Origin of the sequence: Diplocloster agilis (genome assembly GCF_019042275.1) — a bacterium.
In the GTDB taxonomy this organism is placed as follows: Bacteria; Bacillota; Clostridia; order Lachnospirales; family Lachnospiraceae; genus Diplocloster; species Diplocloster agilis.
On the sequence record NZ_JAHQCW010000038.1, the window covers coordinates 1 to 18,483 of the forward strand.

General features: G+C 50.5%; 12 protein-coding genes. 2 read left to right on the forward strand and 10 right to left on the reverse strand.

The features are described from left to right. Window positions 1-463: 463 nt before the first annotated feature. The 7 genes from KTH89_RS18780 to KTH89_RS18810 form a co-directional block, all read right to left on the reverse strand. Entirely contained in the window at window positions 464-2,119 is a 1,656-nt protein-coding gene (locus KTH89_RS18780; protein ID WP_158346876.1) for an ABC transporter permease subunit, read from the reverse strand. 21 nt (window positions 2,120-2,140) lie between these two features. After that, window positions 2,141-3,649, reverse strand: a complete 1,509-nt coding sequence (locus KTH89_RS18785) for a sugar ABC transporter ATP-binding protein (protein ID WP_158346874.1) — start codon at window positions 3,647-3,649, stop codon at window positions 2,141-2,143. Between the two features lie 131 nt (window positions 3,650-3,780). Then, a complete protein-coding gene (locus KTH89_RS18790; RefSeq protein WP_158346872.1) occupies window positions 3,781-5,115 on the reverse strand; it encodes a substrate-binding domain-containing protein in 1,335 nt (444 codons plus the stop codon). Window positions 5,116-5,413: 298 nt separating this feature from the next. After that, window positions 5,414-6,289: an RpnC/YadD family protein gene (locus KTH89_RS18795; RefSeq protein ID WP_238722722.1), complete on the reverse strand. Its 876-nt coding sequence runs from the start codon at window positions 6,287-6,289 to the stop codon at window positions 5,414-5,416. A 613-nt stretch (window positions 6,290-6,902) separates the two neighbouring features. Then, window positions 6,903-7,634 carry an SDR family NAD(P)-dependent oxidoreductase gene (locus tag KTH89_RS18800; protein WP_238722723.1) on the reverse strand — a complete coding sequence of 244 codons (732 nt, stop codon included), beginning with the start codon at window positions 7,632-7,634 and terminating at the stop codon, window positions 6,903-6,905. Between the two features lie 661 nt (window positions 7,635-8,295). Beyond that, the gene (locus KTH89_RS18805; RefSeq protein ID WP_275061809.1) at window positions 8,296-10,698 is read right to left on the reverse strand and encodes a glycyl radical protein; all 2,403 of its coding nucleotides are present in this window, start codon (window positions 10,696-10,698) and stop codon (window positions 8,296-8,298) included. Window positions 10,699-10,713: 15 nt separating this feature from the next. After that, complete coding sequence (locus KTH89_RS18810; protein WP_238722724.1) at window positions 10,714-11,661, reverse strand: glycyl-radical enzyme activating protein; 948 nt, start codon at window positions 11,659-11,661, stop codon at window positions 10,714-10,716. 155 nt (window positions 11,662-11,816) lie between these two features. On the opposite strand from KTH89_RS18810, the gene KTH89_RS18815 reads away from it, so the two are divergent. Next, entirely contained in the window at window positions 11,817-12,611 is a 795-nt protein-coding gene (locus KTH89_RS18815; RefSeq protein ID WP_238722725.1) for a DeoR/GlpR family DNA-binding transcription regulator, read from the forward strand. 75 nt (window positions 12,612-12,686) lie between these two features. Then, window positions 12,687-13,544 carry an AraC family transcriptional regulator gene (locus tag KTH89_RS18820; protein ID WP_158346863.1) on the forward strand — a complete coding sequence of 286 codons (858 nt, stop codon included), beginning with the start codon at window positions 12,687-12,689 and terminating at the stop codon, window positions 13,542-13,544. Here the strand turns inward: KTH89_RS18820 and KTH89_RS18825 are convergent. The 3 genes from KTH89_RS18825 to KTH89_RS18835 all read right to left on the reverse strand — a co-directional run bounded on the left by KTH89_RS18825 (window position 13,513) and on the right by KTH89_RS18835 (window position 18,431). Then, window positions 13,513-14,646 (reverse strand): aminotransferase class V-fold PLP-dependent enzyme, encoded by a 1,134-nt coding sequence (locus KTH89_RS18825; protein ID WP_238722726.1) that lies wholly within the window; start codon window positions 14,644-14,646, stop codon window positions 13,513-13,515. The two genes, KTH89_RS18820 and KTH89_RS18825, sit on opposite strands and share 32 nt — an antisense overlap. Before the next feature lie 53 nt (window positions 14,647-14,699). Next, a complete protein-coding gene (locus KTH89_RS18830) occupies window positions 14,700-16,070 on the reverse strand; it encodes a hypothetical protein (RefSeq protein ID WP_238722727.1) in 1,371 nt (456 codons plus the stop codon). A 363-nt stretch (window positions 16,071-16,433) separates the two neighbouring features. Then, a complete protein-coding gene (locus KTH89_RS18835) occupies window positions 16,434-18,431 on the reverse strand; it encodes an alpha-glucosidase (protein WP_238722728.1) in 1,998 nt (665 codons plus the stop codon). Window positions 18,432-18,483 lie beyond the last annotated feature (52 nt).

The window sequence follows — 18,483 nt, forward strand, 5'->3', positions numbered from 1 at the left end:
GAACCGGGAACACATCACGTGTTCCTGGTGAATAGGCTCGGTTCCTGAACCCGGCTTTTCGATTTCACTTAGCGTATTCCAGCGCTAGCCCTCTGCGCTCCCAGGGAGATACAAAAGAACCCGGCCACCCGGAGCGTCCCCAGATACCGCCCACGGTTTCAAGTCCTAAGCAGCGGGCATAGGAAGCCCCGTGGAAGAACGCTAAGTCAGTGCGACAGCCCGCGGTTCAGAGGCTCTTGCCCGTCGGACGCGAAGTCCGCCGGTCATCCTGCCCCCGGCTTTCCGATTCCACTTAGCGGCTGCCAGCGCAAGCCCTCCGCGCTCCCGGGGAGGCACAAAAGAACCCGGCCGCCGAGAGCCTCCCCGAATACCGCCCTTGCCCCCCGGCCCCGGCCGGCGGGCCTGCCCCAACCCGGGGAAGAACCGGCCCGGTTGCTGCGAGGCTTCGCCCTCTCCTCCAGAATTATTTCTTCTGGACGTATTTCAGGCAGTCGAGTGTTACGGCTACTATGATGATGATGCCTTCGAAGACAAACTGGAGGTTCGTGTCGATGCCGAGGATGGTAAGGGAGTAGGTTAGGGCGGTGAAAATTAATACACCGACTACTACACCTGATATCTTGCCGATACCTCCGGTGAAGGATACGCCGCCTACTACGCAGGCCGCGATCGCGTCCATCTCCCAGCCCTGCCCGTAGGCTGCGGAACCGGAACCGACCATTCTGGCGCATTCCAGCCAGGCGCCGAAGCCGTAGAGAATACCTGCCAGAATGAAGGCTCCCACGGTTACACGGAATACGGAGATACCGGATACGGCTGCCGCCTCCGGGTTGCCTCCAACCGCATACAGGTTTTTACCAAAGGTTGTTTTGTTCCAAATGAACCATATTATGATAATGGCCGCCACTGCCCAAAGGATGATCGTCGGGAAATTGTTCAGTTTCGGAATAATCATGCTGGGGATGGTTGGTTCTATCGCGCCGAAGGACACGCCTTTTGTGGCGTAGGTAACCAAGCCGAAGATCACCAGCATATTTGCCATGGTCGATATGAAGGGGTGCATCTTAAATTTCGCAGTGAAGAAACCTGCGATCGCGGTAAAGCATGTACATAAAAGGGTACACATGATCAGAGCGAATACCACTCTTACTCCAATGGGCAGCCCTGTAAAGTCAAAAATATGTCCGAAAACGCCGCCGGTATTGATGCCCTGATGCATGATAATCGTTGCCGTCGTCATACCCATACCGATCATACGGCCTATGGAAAGGTCCGTACCGGTCAGGAGTATCAGGCCCGCTACGCCCAGCGCCAGAAACATTCGGGGCGAAGCCTGCTGGAGAATATTCAGAACGTTGTTATAGGTGAGCAGAGGTGAATTTTTCACCGCCGGGGTAATAATACACAGCATAATAAAAATCAGAACGATCGCAATATACAAACCATTCTGCAGGAGAAAAGTCCTGCGGTTGAAGACATATTTGTAATTTTCCCATTTCTGCGCTCTTGACTCCAGGAAGGTGAATTTTGACATCCGCAGCAGATCGATCAGATGAAATTTGTAGTTAAACGCCGCATGTCTTCTGTCTTTTATTTGCTGAAGATCCTTCTCCAGTTTCATTTTCGCGTCAAACAGCCGGTTTTTATAGACGTACTTTTCATCTTTTAATTCTTTATGGTCGGATATCTTGGATACGATTTCCTGATGCTCTTTTTGGAGTTCCTCAAGGTTCTTGCGGTATTGCTCCTTTACGCGTGCTTTTTCCAGATCGCAGCTTTCTTTTACCGGCCGGTAATATTCCTGGACAAAATGTGCCTTGAGATACGCTTCCGCATCTGCAATTAATTTTGCGATCTCATCTTTATTTTTATCTCTTATCTCTTTTGCTTTGTTCAGATCCTCCTGAACCTCAGCAATCCTGGCGTCCCGTTCTGCCCTGGTAAGGTTGCGGTCTCTTTTTATCCCATCAATTAGATTTTGACAAGAGAGTACCTTGTCTATCCCATCCACTCTGAGGCTGTCTATCTTTTCCTGTATCGCGCCGACATAAGCCTCAATTGGCTGACGCAGCTTCGTTTCCTGTTCAGCCGTTAGAATCTTACTGTTTTCATTCGCCATATCTATCGCTCCCCCATATTATTATAGGTATTTTGCACTGAGCCTTAAAAGCTCCTCCTGATCTGTCTCTTTTGTATTCACGATTCCGGAAAGGCGCCCGTTTGACATTACGCCGATACGGTTCGTAATTCCCAGAATTTCCGGCATTTCAGACGAAACCACAATGATCGTCTTTCCCTGCTTCGCCATATTGATAATCAAATCATATATCTCGTATTTCGCACCGACGTCGATTCCTCTGGTCGGTTCGTCCATCATAAAAATCTGTGGGCCCCGCTCCAGCCATTTTCCAAAAATGACTTTCTGCTGATTGCCTCCTGAAAGGCTTGACATCATATCTTCCGGCCCCATACATTTCGTATGCATGGTTTTGATTTCTTTTCCGGTTGCTTTTATCATCTTTGCATCTGAAAGCGCGAATCCGGACTTATACTGTTCCAGATTTGCGATCGTGGTATTAAATGTAATATTTCCTTTCAAAAAAAGCCCGTTGGCCTTGCGCTCCTCGGTAATCATGGCGAATCCGTGTTCCATCGCTTCCTTGGCGCTGCCAAAGTTCATCAGGCGGTTATTCAAGTAGACGCGTCCCGCCGCTCTGGTGCGCACGCCGAAGATCGTCTCCAAAAGCTCTGTACGCCCTGCGCCAACTAACCCATACAGCCCGAATATTTCTCCTTCCCTTACGTCAAAGGAGATATCCTGCAGATGAGGTTCAAATTTTGTGGACAGATTCTGCACAGAGAAAATCACATCTTTTGGCGTATTGTCGACCGGAGGGAAGCGGTTTTCAAGGGAACGCCCAACCATGGCCGCGATCAGCTCGTTCATGTCCGTGTCTGCGGTCTGTTTTGTCATAACGAGATTTCCGTCCCGGAGCACCGATATCTCATCACAAATTTCAAATACTTCATCCATTTTATGAGAAATATAAATCAGGGAGATCCCCTGTGCCTTTAACATTCTCATCATCTCAAAAAGCTTATCCACTTCCTGTACGGTCAGGGAAGAGGTCGGCTCATCCAGCACAATCACTTTGGAATTATAGGAGATCGCTTTGGCGATTTCACACATCTGCCTCTGGGATACAGACATGTTCCGCATAGGCTGGGTAACATTCACGGTCATGCCCAGTTTTCGAAAAAGTTCCGAAGCTTCCTTTTTCATCCTGCCTTCATCCACTACGCCCATGGAATTCACCGGATAACGTCCAAGGAACAGATTGTCAATGACATTTCTTTCCAGACACTGATTCAATTCCTGATGCACCATTGCGATACCGTTTTCAAGAGCATCTTTCGGCCCGGAAAAGCTTACTTCCTTTCCCTCAAGGAAGATTTTGCCCTCATCCTTTTGATAGGTACCAAAAAGACATTTCATCATCGTCGACTTACCGGCACCATTTTCTCCCATAAGTCCCATAACGGTTCCGCGTTTTACGTCCAGACTGATATGATCCAGGACTCTATTCCGGCCAAAGGACTTACTCATGCCGCTTATCGATAAGACAACATCAGCTTTCTTATCTTCCATATTTTTATATGCATGATGTTTATCGGAGCAAACATCATTTTCCTTTCTTTCAATAATATCGTGGTTAAAAATAAGGTGTTAGGGAGAATGATATCCTCCCTAACAACCCACCCTTATCTGACTTATCACTATTACTGGCTAAGCAAAGATGTATAAGAAGCCGCATTATCTGTCTTAACCATATTTATGGCAAACGCATCATACTGGCCTGGATTTCCAAGACGGTTTGTGATATTGGATTCCGTCTGTCCGTCACCGCCGATGTAATCTACCTCAAGATTCAAAAGAGCGTCATAGTTCTGAAGAAGCGGCTGATAGGTGGAGCTTAAGAAGTTATCCGCTGCATTGTAGATATCCAGCCATACCTTCTTGGAAGGATGTGCGCCTGCATCGAGCTGTTTTGATACCGGCTCATAAACTTTCGTGGAATCTGAAAAATCCTGGTAATTATCGCTGGTAACCGCCACATTCAACGCGTAGTAGGAACGCTCTGCCTCTTTGTACACGTATACGTCTGACGACAGAACATTGCCTGCCTCGTCCGCTGTGCCGATACCGGTATCAATATCTACTCCGTCAAGAGCATTCCGCAGAACACGCAGAGTCAAATATGCCTGTACATCCGCATGCTGGCTGATGGTTCCGCCGTAGCCTTCCGCGATAGCGGCCACTGCATCGTTGTTTGCATCATAACCAAAGGTAGGAACCTTGTTATCTTTGGACCATGCATTGAACATGGACATTCCCATACCATCGTTATTCGAAACAACTACATCGATCTGATCGCCAAAAGAGGAGGACCATGTACCAATCGTGTTGCCTGCTGTAGCTGCATCCCATGTTGCGCCCGCAGAGTTCTTCATTTCCTGAGAAGCAAGTTCGCGGACCACATAGGTCTTGCCGCCTACTTCAATGCTTCCATCCTGTACGGCGGAGGCGGAACCGTCTGTGTTCGTACCGATCGGCTCACTATTGACATTGCCGTCTTTATCGACCGCTGTGCCAAGGGCCTTGCGGACGCCTCTCGTACGCGCGATGGAATCGTTATGGCCGATGTCGCCGATTGCCAGCACATAACCGATGGTTCCATCTCCATTGCGGTCAATCTTGTCGATATTTTTCTCAATGTAATCTTTGACCATTGTGCCCTGAAGTTCAGCACCCTGATTTGCGTCGAAGCCCACATAGTATGTATTGTCATTGAAGCTCAAAGCTGCCATGTCAAGCTCTCCGGTAGAACTGTTGGACGGCTGACGGTTAAACCAAACCAAAGGTTTGTCCTTGTTCGCCACCTCTGCTCCGGTGTCTGCCGCCGGCGCCGACTGATCAGCCTGTTCTGCCTGCTGGGTCTGTTCCGGCTGTTTTGCTGTGTCTCCCTCACCTGTCGAAGAATTGTCTGAGCCGCACGCGGTCATGGAAAATGTAAGCAGTGCCGCCATCATCATTAATACTACTTTTTTCTTCATAAACTTTTTCTCCCTTTCTACACTCTTGATTAATGTGTTTTGGTGATGTTTCCAGTATATTGAATTCAGCCGGAAGAAAACATAGAATATTTTTCGCTTTCCATTGAAATTTTTAAGATAGAATTGGTCATATATAGCAAAACCAAAAGCAATTCCTCGCATTTTTGCGTCTACTTTCCCAAACGCGAAGTAATAAACCAGTTACTCCCGCTCCAAATTTATCCCTGTAAATAAGCCTTCCGCAAAAAAACACAGCGGCCCAATGGCCGCTGTGCTTCTAACTTTAACGCTTCTCTTCTTATATACCAAACTCTTCAAATAAAAGTTGCTGATACTGCTTATCCTTGGATGCACGAATAATATCTTCGGTCCTTCCGGACTCAGCCAGCTTCGCATTCAGTGTGTTTACCCTGTCCAGTCCTTGTTCTACCCCTCTCTCCATTCCTTTCTCAATTCCATCTTCCATCAGCATCTGCCCTAATCTGGTCATAGCCATAACCTCCTTTATTTCCTGCAAATCCATATCATCCAGCAATTTATTTGCCAAAGCATAAAGGACCGCCTGCATTTTTATCAGCTCTTCCTTGTCCACTTCCGCGCCGGGCTTACTTAAGATAACTATACTTTCCCTGATTCTTTCCTTATTCGGCATAGTCCCTCCCATCAGCGGGCTTAAAAGCATCGGCAGCAAATCCTCCTTTTTAAGAGTTTCCCTTTTCCCGATTTTTTCATAAAGTCCGTCAAAAATCACATCCGCATCTTCTTCTTTTAAATGGACTGTCTTCACCCGGTATGTATTCAGTCCCTCCGTCAGTTCGGAACGGATCTGCCCTACCCTTGCCGTGCAGATCACACAGGTGATCACCGGTACCTGATACGTTCTGCTGGTCGCCGCCTCATACTCCCGGAATCTCTTTAAATCCGCGATCTGAATCGGATCGCTCTCGAACTCCAGATGAAGCCAAGTCCCGTCCTCCAGTTCATAATTAAAATCCTGGAACATTTTCCTGGCCTCTAAATGAACGCTTTCCGTAGGTACGATGGCCACGGCTTTCTGTTCCACGCCCAAATAGTACAGCAATTCCTCTCCAAAATACTGAGCCGCCGTCTTCATCGCCAGATCCTCCAGATGAAAATAATCCTCCGTGGGCTCATGTCTTTGGTTTTCCTTCATATAGCCTGCCTTTCCGAAGCCATATGAGAACCGTCTCTCATTCATTCCTATATAATATTATTATAGTATGAAACCATGTATGGCACAACAGTCAGCTTTCTTTTGTTATCATAATGAAATATAAACGTGAAATACAAATCATATTGTTATCCTGGAATCTTTTGCCTGAATTGGCTGATGTCTATAACTGATACCTTTAACTAAATAGAATATTCTTCCTGATTAGAGATTGTTCTCATATTACACTGCCGGCCATACACGCAATACCAGACAGACAAAATACACTCCATGCCTGGTATTATGAAACATAGCATATCACAAGACCCCTTCATCCTGCAACCGAAACATCTGTTCCGTGACCTGAACAGCTGTGACGTTCCAAACTTAACATTCCAAATTTAATGTTCCAAACGATTATGATATCTCCTCAGCGTAAAAAAGAATTTCGCTTGTGGAGGGCAACGTAAGCGCATCTTCCTTTCCGCCGCTGCGCGCTCCACCCGGAGGGCCTTTTCTTCCATAGGAACACTTTCCTCCGGAACAAAAAAGCCCGGCAGCCTTCACGGCCGACGGGCAAAAGCAACATAACGCATTCTATTTGAAGACAAAATGTTTACGCAAACGGCTCCTTCGTCACCCGATGAACCTCAATCTCATCAATCACCGCGTTCGTATGCCGATGATCCAGATAAAAGAGCACGATTTCCGCCATATCCTCCGGCAGGATCATGCCTTCCGGGCTCAGATCCGGCCGCACCGACGCAATCATATCCGTAAAAACACTCCCCGGACTGATAACATGCACCCGGATATTCTCTTGAAACACCTCGTTCGCCAAAGACTTAGAAAAACCTAACAGCGCATGTTTGCTGGCCGCATAAACACTTTGCAGCGGATACCCCTTATGAGAAACGACAGAGCCGATATTGATAATCGTAGCAAAGTCAGAAGTTCTAAGATAAGGAACCGCCTTCTGGCACAGAAAATACGGCGCCTGCACATTCACCCTCATAATACTTTCAAACAGCTCCGGCATCATCTCCTCCACAGAACACCTATGAGAAAGTCCCGCATTATTAATGAGCACATCCACTCCCCCAAAAACGGACTCCGACCGTGCAAGCAGCTCATCCAAAAACCCTATATCCGCCAGATCCCCGGCACAGACACAGGCCTTTCCCCCCACCTGTTCCACCTTAGCAGCCACTGCCTCCAACGCCTCTTTCCGTCGTCCGGTCAACACCACATTCATTCCGCGCTCCGCAAGCTTCACACACAGTACCTCGCCGATCCCCCCAGCCGCGCCCGTAACAATAACCGTCTTCCCTTCTAACCTGTTATTCATAATAACCTCCATTCCTGCGTTTACCCGCACATAACCGATCCCTACAGATGAACATTCTATTCAACCACAACCACCCCAGTAATCCAATAATCCTTACCCTTCCATTACATTTCCCATTATAATCCAAAATCCATCTTTTGCGAACTCAAAAATCAAATGAATCTCCCTAACCACTCTCAACACCCTCCCCCCACCAACCAAAACCACCTCTTCTAATTCCTCCCCCCCATACCCCTGAACAGCCCCATCTCATCAATCAGTCCACCGCACCATCACACTCGGCCTGAATTAGAGCAGGGAGGAGAGGGAACGGGCGCAAAGCCTGACGGGACGGGCACAATAGCAGCCTGGAGTTCGGAGGACAAAAGGAACGGGGGAAGAATCGCTTGAGACCGTGCCTTAGAACGGGTTACGCAGAAGAGGCCGAAACCTCGCAGGACCCGGGGCACTGTCTGAGCCGTCCTCTGGCGAGTTTGCCCCGGGTCCTGCCAATCGGAGGTTTCAGCCTCTTCGGAGTTACCCGTTCTTAGGCACGGTCGAAGCGATTCGTCCCCCGTTCCTTTTGTCCCCCGAACTCCAGGCTGCTATTGTGCCCGTCCCGTCAGACTTTGCGCCCGTTCCCTCTCCTCCCGTCCCTAAATCCCGTCCCTAAATCCCGCCCCTAAAACTGCTGCTCAGTCCTAGCAATAATATCGTTCTGCGTCTGCGGGGACAAAACATGGAAGAAAGCGGAATACCCGGCCACCCGCACGATCAGGTCCGGATACTTATCCGGATGCTTCTGCGCATCCAGCAGTGTTTCCCTTGACACCACATTATACTGGACATGCCAGCCCTTTAACACATCGAAGAAGGTCCGGATCAGCAGATCCAGCTTCTGTCTGTCCTCCGCCCGTGTTAGAATCGCCGGAGTCACCTTCTGGTTTAACAGCACCCCGCCGAAGATCTGGGATGTCTCAAGCTTGGACACAGATTTGAACACACTGGTGGGCCCGCTTAAGTCCACCGCATGGGACGGAGAACACCCCTCCGCCAGAGGTTCCCCAAAATGCCGTCCGTCCGGGGTGGCGCAGGTGCCCGCGCCCTGGGGAACATTGGCCGCTACCGAGGAAGTCCCGGCATAATAGGTTCCGCCGATAGGGCCTCTCCCGTAGCGGGTATTCTTATATTTCTTGATTTCATCCAGATAGGTCTCATAGCCTCTCTTAACCAGGTCGTCCACATAGTCGTTATCGTTTCCATATTTGGGCGCCAGCATCAGGATCCGGCGGATTCTCTTCCCATCCTCATCTGCAAAATCATTCATCAGGGCATCCCACAACTCCTTCCGGGTGAGCTGCTCCTCCTCGTAGACGCATTTCTTCAGCGCGGCCAGGGAATCACCCAGGTTCGCCACGCCTACCTGCAGCTGGCTGATGATATCATAGTGGGCGCCGCCCTCTTTCAAATGTTTTCCCCGCTCGATGCAATCGTCCACCAATGCCGAACACAGGATGTCCGGGACTTCCTGCTCTACCACCATATCCGCGCAGTTGTCCAGGATCACTCCGGTATGGATCAGCTGCCTGGCCGTATAATCCCAGGCTTTCATTACATCTTCAAAGCGTTCCATATCCAGGAAATGCCCAAGGCCCTTGCAGATCTTCTTTCCCGTATTTACATCCACACCATCGTTCAGCGCAGTCATCAACGTTTTCGGGAAGTTCAGATAGCTCATGCCGGTACAGCGGTAACCCCAGCGTCCGGGGACTCCCACCTCCACACAGCCGATCGCGCTGTAGTTATAAGCGTCCTCTTTACTGACTCCCTTATCCATCAGGGAGGGAATGATGATTTCGTCGTTGTTAAAGGCCGGCATACCGAAGCCCAGCCGTATACATTCGATACAGGCGTCCATAAACTCCGGGCTCATCTTGCTGAAATAGCGGACCGTCATGTTTGGCTGGGGCAGGTGGGTGCGGGCCACACTGCGCAGTACCGCCCAGGTCAGCGGGTTTACCGCGTCCTCCCCGTCCACCGTCTGACCGCCGATCGTGATATTCTGATACATGGGGCTGCCGGCCGCGAAGCGGGTGTGGCCCCAGCTGCGGATCTTGTTGATCGTAAGAGTCTTTAACCAGAGATTCTCCAGAAGTTCTTCCGCTTCCTCCGGCTTCATTCCGTCCCGGATACTCTTTTCATAATAAGGAAAACAGTACTGGTCAAAACGGCCGAAGGAGAGTGAATGGCCATTGGACTCAATCTGCAGGATCAGATGGATAAACCAGACGCTCTGCAGGGCTTCCTGGAAAGTCCGGGCCGGTTCCATGGGCACTCTTTCACAGATCTGTGCGATCTGTTCCAATTCCTGTTTTCTCTGAGCCCCCGCCGTTTTCGCCTGCTCCTTAGCCAGCCGGGCGTAACGGTGCGCAAACGTCTCCACCGCGTCGATTACGATCAGGATAGCCCGGTAGAAATAGCCGGCTTTCATATCCTCAAACTCCGCATAATCCAGGGCATCCAGCTTCTCCTGCGTGCGCTGCCGGTAAGAACGGAGCCCTTTCTGCAAAACGGTCTGATAGTCTACTGCCAGATGGGCGTCGCCGGAGGTAATGTTTCCCTCATTTCGTATGATTCCCAGGTCATAGATTACCTTTGCCTCATCCGGAAACGCCGCATAGCCCTTATCCTGCAGAGTCCGCCCCTTCCAGTAGGGGTATATATCCCGCAGGATCTTTTTATTTACCTCGGAAATGAGAAAACGGTCCCCATTTCTTTTATCGAATTCGTCCAGCTCCTCGATGACCCAGTCCATGGCGTATTCCGGGAAAATAGGGGCAAAGCGGTTTTCCTTCGCCTGGTTTCCGACGATCAGAGTCTCCGGCTCGATAAAAATGCTCATATTCTCCAGAATTTCCTTGACCATGTAAGCGCGCTTTAACACCACCTGGTCCATCTCGTGTTCCTGATAGGCTTTGGTGGTCAGCACCGCCCGCTCCGTGCAGACAGCCGGTGTAACCGCCAGAAGTTTTTCCCGGAACTCCTTTATTCTCTGGGTGGATGTTCCAAAATACGATTCCATCATGTTTTGACTCTCCTTCTATGCCCCGACTTGGGCTTTGATGTGATATTTTTCAAATATGTCCCGGTAAGTCTCCAGATCCTCCGGATGCAGCTGCGGTTTCCCCCGGTATGTATATTCCCGGCCCAACAGTTCATATTTTCGTTCTCCCATCTGATGAAAAGGGAGAAGCTGAACCTCCGGCACACCCAGACGGTTCAGAACCTCCGCGAAACCTGCCGCGTCCTTTGCAGAGTCGTTAAAACCCGGGATCACCGGAATGCGAATCCGGAAGGGTTTCTTACTGTCCCTCAGCACCTCGATATTTTTGAGCACCAGTTCGTTTAAAACCCCGGTTCCCTCTCTGTGTTTCCCGCTGTCGTAATGCTTCAGGTCCACGAACAGATAATCCACTTCCCTTAACAGCTCCTGAAACTGTTCCGCGGGAACCGCGGCAGCCGTCTCCACCGCCACATGGATGCCGTTCCCGCGAAGTTTCCTGCACAGGCTGACCGCAAACTCCCGCTGCATCAGCACTTCTCCGCCGGATAAGGTTACCCCGCCGCCGGAATGGTCGTAGAATGGTTTATCTTTCAGTGCCTCCGCCACTACCTCGTCTGCGGTGACCTGCCTCCCCTCACAGCCGATCGCCATCTGCGGGCAGGACTGCTCACAGGCCAGGCACATGGTACATCCGGCCGGGTCGGCTGCCGGATAGCCCTGCGGCCCTGTAACCGTACGGGCCTTCTGATCGCAAATTTCCATACAGCGGCCGCACCGGATACACTTGAGCCGGTCCAGTGTGAATTCCGGCCGGCTACGCTGGGATTCCGGATTCGCGCACCATTTACACCGCAGGTTACAGCCTTTAAAAAATACGGTGGTGCGGATCCCTGGTCCGTCGTGAATACTGAATTTCTGTATCTGCAGGATGTATCCCTTCCCGCCGGTCTCCATGATCTTATCTTCCATGAGCTCTTGTTCCATGTCCTCTCTATTATGTATAACAGAACTGTATAACAGACTTACCTCTGCGCTTCTTGACTTTTTGCCTTGCTCATTGTATGATTCCCTTAAGATTTTGTCAATATCCTGCGTTTTATTCGTTTATTTAACATTTATAAACATATATGGAGAAGCTTATGAACAATTATGAACACTCCGATCTGACTCCCAGCCAGCGGAGAAATCTGATCTTAGATATGATGAAAAAGAAAAAGTCCGTATCGGTACACCAGCTTTCCAAAGAGCTCTACCTTCACGAAGCGACGGTCCGCAGGGATCTGAATTATCTGGCGGACAGCGGAGCCATCTCCAGAGTGCACGGCGGAGCCGTCCTGCGGGAGGGTATGGACGCGGAAATTCCTCTGTTCATCCGGGAGACATCCTTTAAGGAAATTAAAAAAGAGCTGGCCCGGACTGCGGCGGAAACGGTAAAAGACGGGGAATCTATTTTTCTGGACTCCTCTTCCACCACCAGCTTTATGATCCCTTTTCTGACGGACCGCAAGCAGTTAAAGATCGTTACCAACGGAGCGCAGGCGGTGTTGTACCTTACCAGGTTGCACGATGCCAGAATCTTCTGTACCGGCGGCCGTTTACGGGAAAACAGCCTGTCTTATATCGGCCACTCCGCGTTAGAAGCTGTATCCCACTATCACTTTGACCGTGCCTTTTTCTCCTGCCGGGGTGTCTGTCTGGAAAATGGACTGTCGGATACCAGCGAAGAAGAAGCTGTGTTAAGACAGGCCGTGATCCGCCGTTCGGAGCAGTCCGTCCTGCTGGCCGACCACAGTAAGCTGGGACAGATGTCCTTCTACTCGATCTGCCCGCTGTCTGATATCCAGATGTTGATCACAGACGCGCAGCTGTCACCGGAATGGCAGTTGGAAGGGCTGACCATAGCCGGAGGGACTGAACTCAGCCAGAGGAACTGAACTTAGCTTGGAAGTGCTTTGCTTAGCCGGATGGGCTGATCTTATGGCGCGGCTTCTGCGTCAAAGGAGGAGAATATGGAACAAATATATACCGCCGCTTTTCCCGACGGGTTTCCATTTGAAATGAACAATGCGAAAGGCAACATGGTGCTGCCCCCGGTTCTGCACCGGCATGACTGCCTGGAGTTAAACTACATAATCTCAGGAAATGGAACCAATTATATAGAAAATAAAAAGTATGAGATGAAAGCCGGTGAGCTCTATCTCATCAATAACCTGGAACATCACATAGCCGTGTCGGGGGGCGATCTGAAGATGAAAATCGTCTTATTCGATCCTGCACTGCTGTTTCAGAATACCGCGGAAAATCTTGACCTGCTGGCCCCTTTTTACAGTAAAAATTCTTATTTCAGCAATAAACTGGAACTGGGCGAAGCGGCGATGGGGAAGATCCGCCGGATTTTCGGGGATCTGGAAGAGGAATGGACTCAGAAAGAACCCGGTTACCGCCTTTTGATCAAGGCCAAACTGATGGAATTAACCGGTATCCTGTACCGCTATTTAAAAAGAGAGGATACTTTAAAAAGCACCCTCTCCTATCAAAACCAATATGAAAAAATCCGTCCGTCCATCCAATATATCAATGAGAATTTTGAACAGGAGCTGACGCTGGAGGTATTAGCCGGGCTATCCTTTATGAGCAAGTCTTATTTCAGCACCTATTTCAAAAAGGTTACCAACATGACGCTCTGGGAATATATCGAATTGATCAGAATCCGCCAGGCCCAGCTCATGTTAGCCACGGAGAACCAGTCGATTACGGACATCTCCCTCTCCTGCGGCTTTCATTCCGTCTCTTCCTTTAATACTTCTTTTAAGAAAATAACAGGGCTCACGCCTTCTATGTACCGCAAGAGCCTGCTATCTCCCTGACCGCCTCCACAAACGCGTTGACCTCCTCCCACCTGGTCATAAGGGAGATACTGACCCGCACCGTCCCCTCCCCCGTTGTCTCCAGGTCTTCGTGGATCAAAGGGGCGCAGTGCAGACCGGTCCTCACGATGATCCCGTAGCTGTATTCCAGAATATAGCCTATGTCGGATACGGACAGCCCCCGGATTCTGAAGGACAGAACCGGCCCTTTGGGTTTTGAGGTATCACCGTACAGTGTTACCGGCTCCAGGTTCCTTAACTCCCCCGCCATATAGCGCATCATCTCCTCCTCCCGGCGCTGTACCGCTTCCGGCGTTATCCGCAGCAATACCTGAAGCGACGCATCCAAAGCGGCGATAGCAGGCTCATTTTGTGTCCCCACCTCAAAAGCCGCCCCGCGTCCATCCGGAAACGTTAAAATTTGGCTGTCTTTTCCGGTTCCCCCGAATTTGACCGGCCGGATCAGGCCCGGTTTTCTCATATAGAAACCGCCCAGCCCTTGTATGCCCAGGAGACTTTTATGGGCCGTGAAGATCAGTCCGTCGGCCTGCCATTCTTCCATATTGACCGGAAGGCAGCCTGCCGACTGGGACACATCGACTAATACCAGTGTGCCGTATCTTTTTGCCAAAGCGCACACTCTTCCGATATCCGTAAGAATTCCGGTGACATTGGAGCAGTGATTGACAAATAAGGCATAAGCGCCTTTCTTTAGCTCTTCCTCTAGGATACCCAAATCCAGTTCACCGGAAGAATCAAGCGGTATCTTTTTCAGGGCCGGGCGCTTATCGCTGTTATAAAGCGGCCGCAGGATACAGTTATGGGTATCGGCGGCTATCAGTACCGTTTTGCCCTCCAGAGGAAGCCCGTTTATAATCAGATTGGCCGCTTCGGTGGCTCCCGATGTAAATATGATCCGCTCACCATCCCTTATATGGAACAACGTTCCAAGCTTTTCCCGGCAGGCCGGCGCCAAAGAGGCGCTCTTAGCGGCATTGCTCCGGAATTCGGACGAAGGAAGCCGGTCCATACAATGCAGAACCGCTTCCTTCACCTCCGGCAGCCTGGGATAGGATGTGGCGGCATGATTCAGATAAATCATAAGCCCTCCTCTTTTAGACTGCTATACTATCGCTGTGAATCCCCAAGGGACCCCTAATTGCCCTCTACGACTTCAAAGTCCAGTAACCAGGCCAGCTCTTTCAGCTTCTTTTTATAATCTCCGAAAATCAATACCTGATGGTGGCCAAAATTCATGATGCTATGTATAAATTTCCTGGAATCCCCCACCTGCAGGAAGTAATATGGACTGCAGTAGGTATCCGTGTACTTGGAGGACAGGACATCCCCCACGGTTACCAGAAGCTTTTCCCCGGACGGGTCAAAACGTCCCAGCGTTACCTTTTTGTCCTCATTCTGGGAGAAATCGATCTGAAGCTTTCCGCCGAATCCCTGACCGGTAAAATGATAAATGCTGTAATCCAGCTTCGGTTTGTCAAATCCATTCATGTGCAGGCAGGGCACGGAATGGTGCAGGGAGATGATTTCCTCCGACTCGAACAGCGGATTACCCATAAACGCGGGTTTTTCCGCGGTATACATCATCAGGATCATGGCCAGCAGCGCGTTCAGATCCTCCTCGCAGCCGCTGGGTATCCCGCTGTCCTTGAACAGGGAATGGGCGATGCAGGGAACGAATTTTTTCTCCTGGGGAATTCTGGAACGGCACAGTTCCACGCAGGCGGTGGAGAACGCGTTGCAGTCGTATTGTTCCAGCATCCGTTCCGCCGCCATGTAGTATTTTACATCATTGATCAGATACTGATAGGCCACTTTATTCTCTTTGGCATTTTCCATCAGCTCCTTTGTCTTTGCCTCCGCCTCGTCATCGCTGATCTTTTCCATGATGGCGAAGATATCGGTAAATGGCTTCTTCACCACTTCAAAACCGTATTTAGCCCGCAGCTTCTCCAGATCCCGGATATTGCTCTGCAGCCCCCAGGTCGGCGCTTCACCGGCGGTCAGGATCAGGGCTCTGGTATTTTGCACCGCCTTTCTTACCCAGAGCATATGCAGCAGGTCGTTTAATTCCGGCAGGTCAATGGCGTAATAGGCTTCCCGGCCGATACTGCGCAGATAGGCGGACACATCCGCTCCGCTGACGGCATGGGTATATGAGATGACCGGTTTTTTGAAACGCTCGATCTTCGGTATCCGCTGATTCAGAATCATAATACAGTCTGTTTCGCCCATATCTTTATTGACTTCGTTTACGATCTCTTCTTCCTGCAGGAACGATTCCGTATAGGGGAAGAATACCGGCTCCAGTACCCGGACCTGAGGGATTAAATGTTCCAGCACCTCCTTGCATTTCTCAAATTTTTCCCGGGCGGTCCGCCGCTCCGCATCCGGCATCATCTCTTCCCGGATTCCCGCGCAGCACGGGCCCTCCCAGAAATCCGTATGGACTAAGATGCCCATCAAAGGTTTTACATTCAGCGTTACATCCATGGCTCTTCTTATCATAGCTTTCTCCTCTTTTCTACAGGCCGTCCTTTCCCGGTCTCCGGTTCGGGAAAGGCGCTGTCTGATGTTTTGGTATACCTTGATTATAAGAGATTGCTATGCATATTTCTTTCGGGATATTTCGAAATACTTTCGGGATAATTCTAAGAGAGGGGACTGGCTCTTTTCGGAGAATGACCCGGCCGGCAAGGCTTCCGGGCGAGAAAGGTGCCTGTCCCCGGAAGCAGGCCGGTCTAGATATGTTCTCACCGCCGGCATCCTGGGACAGGCACCTTTCTCTTTTTGTTTCTGACTGTTCTGTTTTACCTCCGAAAGGAGCCAGTCCCCTCCCTTCCGGCGGTATTTTGTTCCGGCGGTATTCTCCTATCTGCCGGCGATGTTTTCAAATAAGGTCCGGTAACGGCTGGCCTTCCGGTAGAATACGGGAATCTCCCCCATCTTCGCAGCCACCTTTATTTTCCCCTTCCGGTATTCTCTCCCGGACCACAGATGGACCCACGCATCCTCCGGCAGGTACGCTTCCCACTCATCCTTCCCGGATAAATATACCGGCGCCACCAGCAGGTCTTCTCCCAGCAAATATTCCGTCTGGATCTGATAGGTCTGGGGATCATTTTCATAATGGAAGAACAGCGGGCGCTGGACCGGAATTCCCCGGACTGCATTTTCTTCCACCAGGTCTTTCAGATACGGCGTCAATGCCACATGGATTCTGGTCAGCCTGGCGAATTCCCTCATGGTATCTTCATCGTCATAATACTGAAAATTCGTATCCGGCCGGTTTCCTTCATGGGTCCGCATCACCGGTGTGAAGGCGGCCATCTCCGCCCAGCGCAGGAATACTTCCTTCGTCCTGACATTTTCATACAGAGATGTGTAGCCGCCGATATCGCTGTGGTGCAGCCCGTTTCCCATGACCGCTGCGCTCAAAGCCGCGCAGATCACGGAAGCCAGCCCATCGTGGATGGAAAAGTCCACACACTGATCTCCTGCCCACAACAGCGGACAGTACCTCTGGCTGCCCGTACCTCCCGCCCGCATGAAGTACACCAGTTCCGATAATTTTCCCGTCTCTTCCAGGGCCTCATAATTGCATTTCGCCCAGAGGACCGGCCAATGGTTATGTTCCACCATGGCGGACTCTCCGTTAAATAAAGATACATCGGTGGGCAGGTATTCTCCAAAATCAGCCATCCAGCCGGACAAGCCGAAATCAATCAGATTCTTCTTTATCATCCCTTTAAACCATTCATAGGCGTCCGGATTTGTGAAATCCACTACCCCGCAGTCAAACTCGCCAAAATCCACTAAATAATCGCCGCCCCGGCCGTCCACCGCAAAATAACCGTTCTCTTTCCCCTCCCGGTAAAGCGGCGTGTCCTTTACCAGATACGGGTTGATATACCCCAGAAAGCGTATTCCCTTCTTTTCATATTCCGCGATCTTCTCAGGCAGGCCGGGATACCATTTTTCATCCCATCGCCATTCCCACTGCAGGCGCTTTCCAAAGGAGGTCTCTCTCTTTCCCTCCCAGTCCTGGCACCAGATACCGGCAACCGGAATCCCCTTCTCCAATGATTGTTCCACCAGGTCAAACACCCGTTTTGTTCCGCCCTGCAGGCCCAATATCGCCCCGCGATAGATCCATTCCGGAAGCCTGGGCTGCCTTCCGAAATAAGCCGTCACCTTTTCCATCAGCGACAGGAAATCATCAGCCTCCTGAATCCGGATCTGACCCGGAATGCCCCAGAAGGACAGTTCATGATATGCTTCATGCCGGAAATCAAAGTCGGCATAGACCGTTGTATCGGCGTGCAGAAAATATCTGCGGCTGGATACATAGGTCGGCTGCGGATAATTCGTATTAAAATAATCGCCGCCGGACTTGTTCTCCACATCGCACCGCCAGGTCATATAGGTACTTTTATCCCGTCCCACGCCGGGCTCAGACGACCACAGCGGAAAATGCCTTCCCCGCAGATTAAAATAAGACATCTGCTCCCCGCAGCCGTATACCGCTTCCTCCTTCTCCCCGTTGATACGAATCCAAAGCCGGTTCCCGGCATCCGCTTGCCCGGAGATATGAAGCGTAGCCGTATCCCCGCAGACCGCTATCTCAACCAGAAGACGGTCCTGAAAACGATAGCGGCATACACCCGGTTGTGCTGTTTCTTCCTTTACAGCCTCCCGAAGGGGAATCTTCTCCGTCAGATAATCCTCCATCTGAAAATTCCCCCGGTACATCTCAACGGTTTCTTCCCCGCGTCCCACATAAAAACACGGATTCTTCGGAGAATGGACCAGCAGAATCCGATTCCCCTGCCATATCTCAAACCCGTCTTTCTTCTCTACTAATTGCATATACCTCTCCCATCCGCCACCCGGCCGGCGGCCCGCAAAGTGATAAATTTTC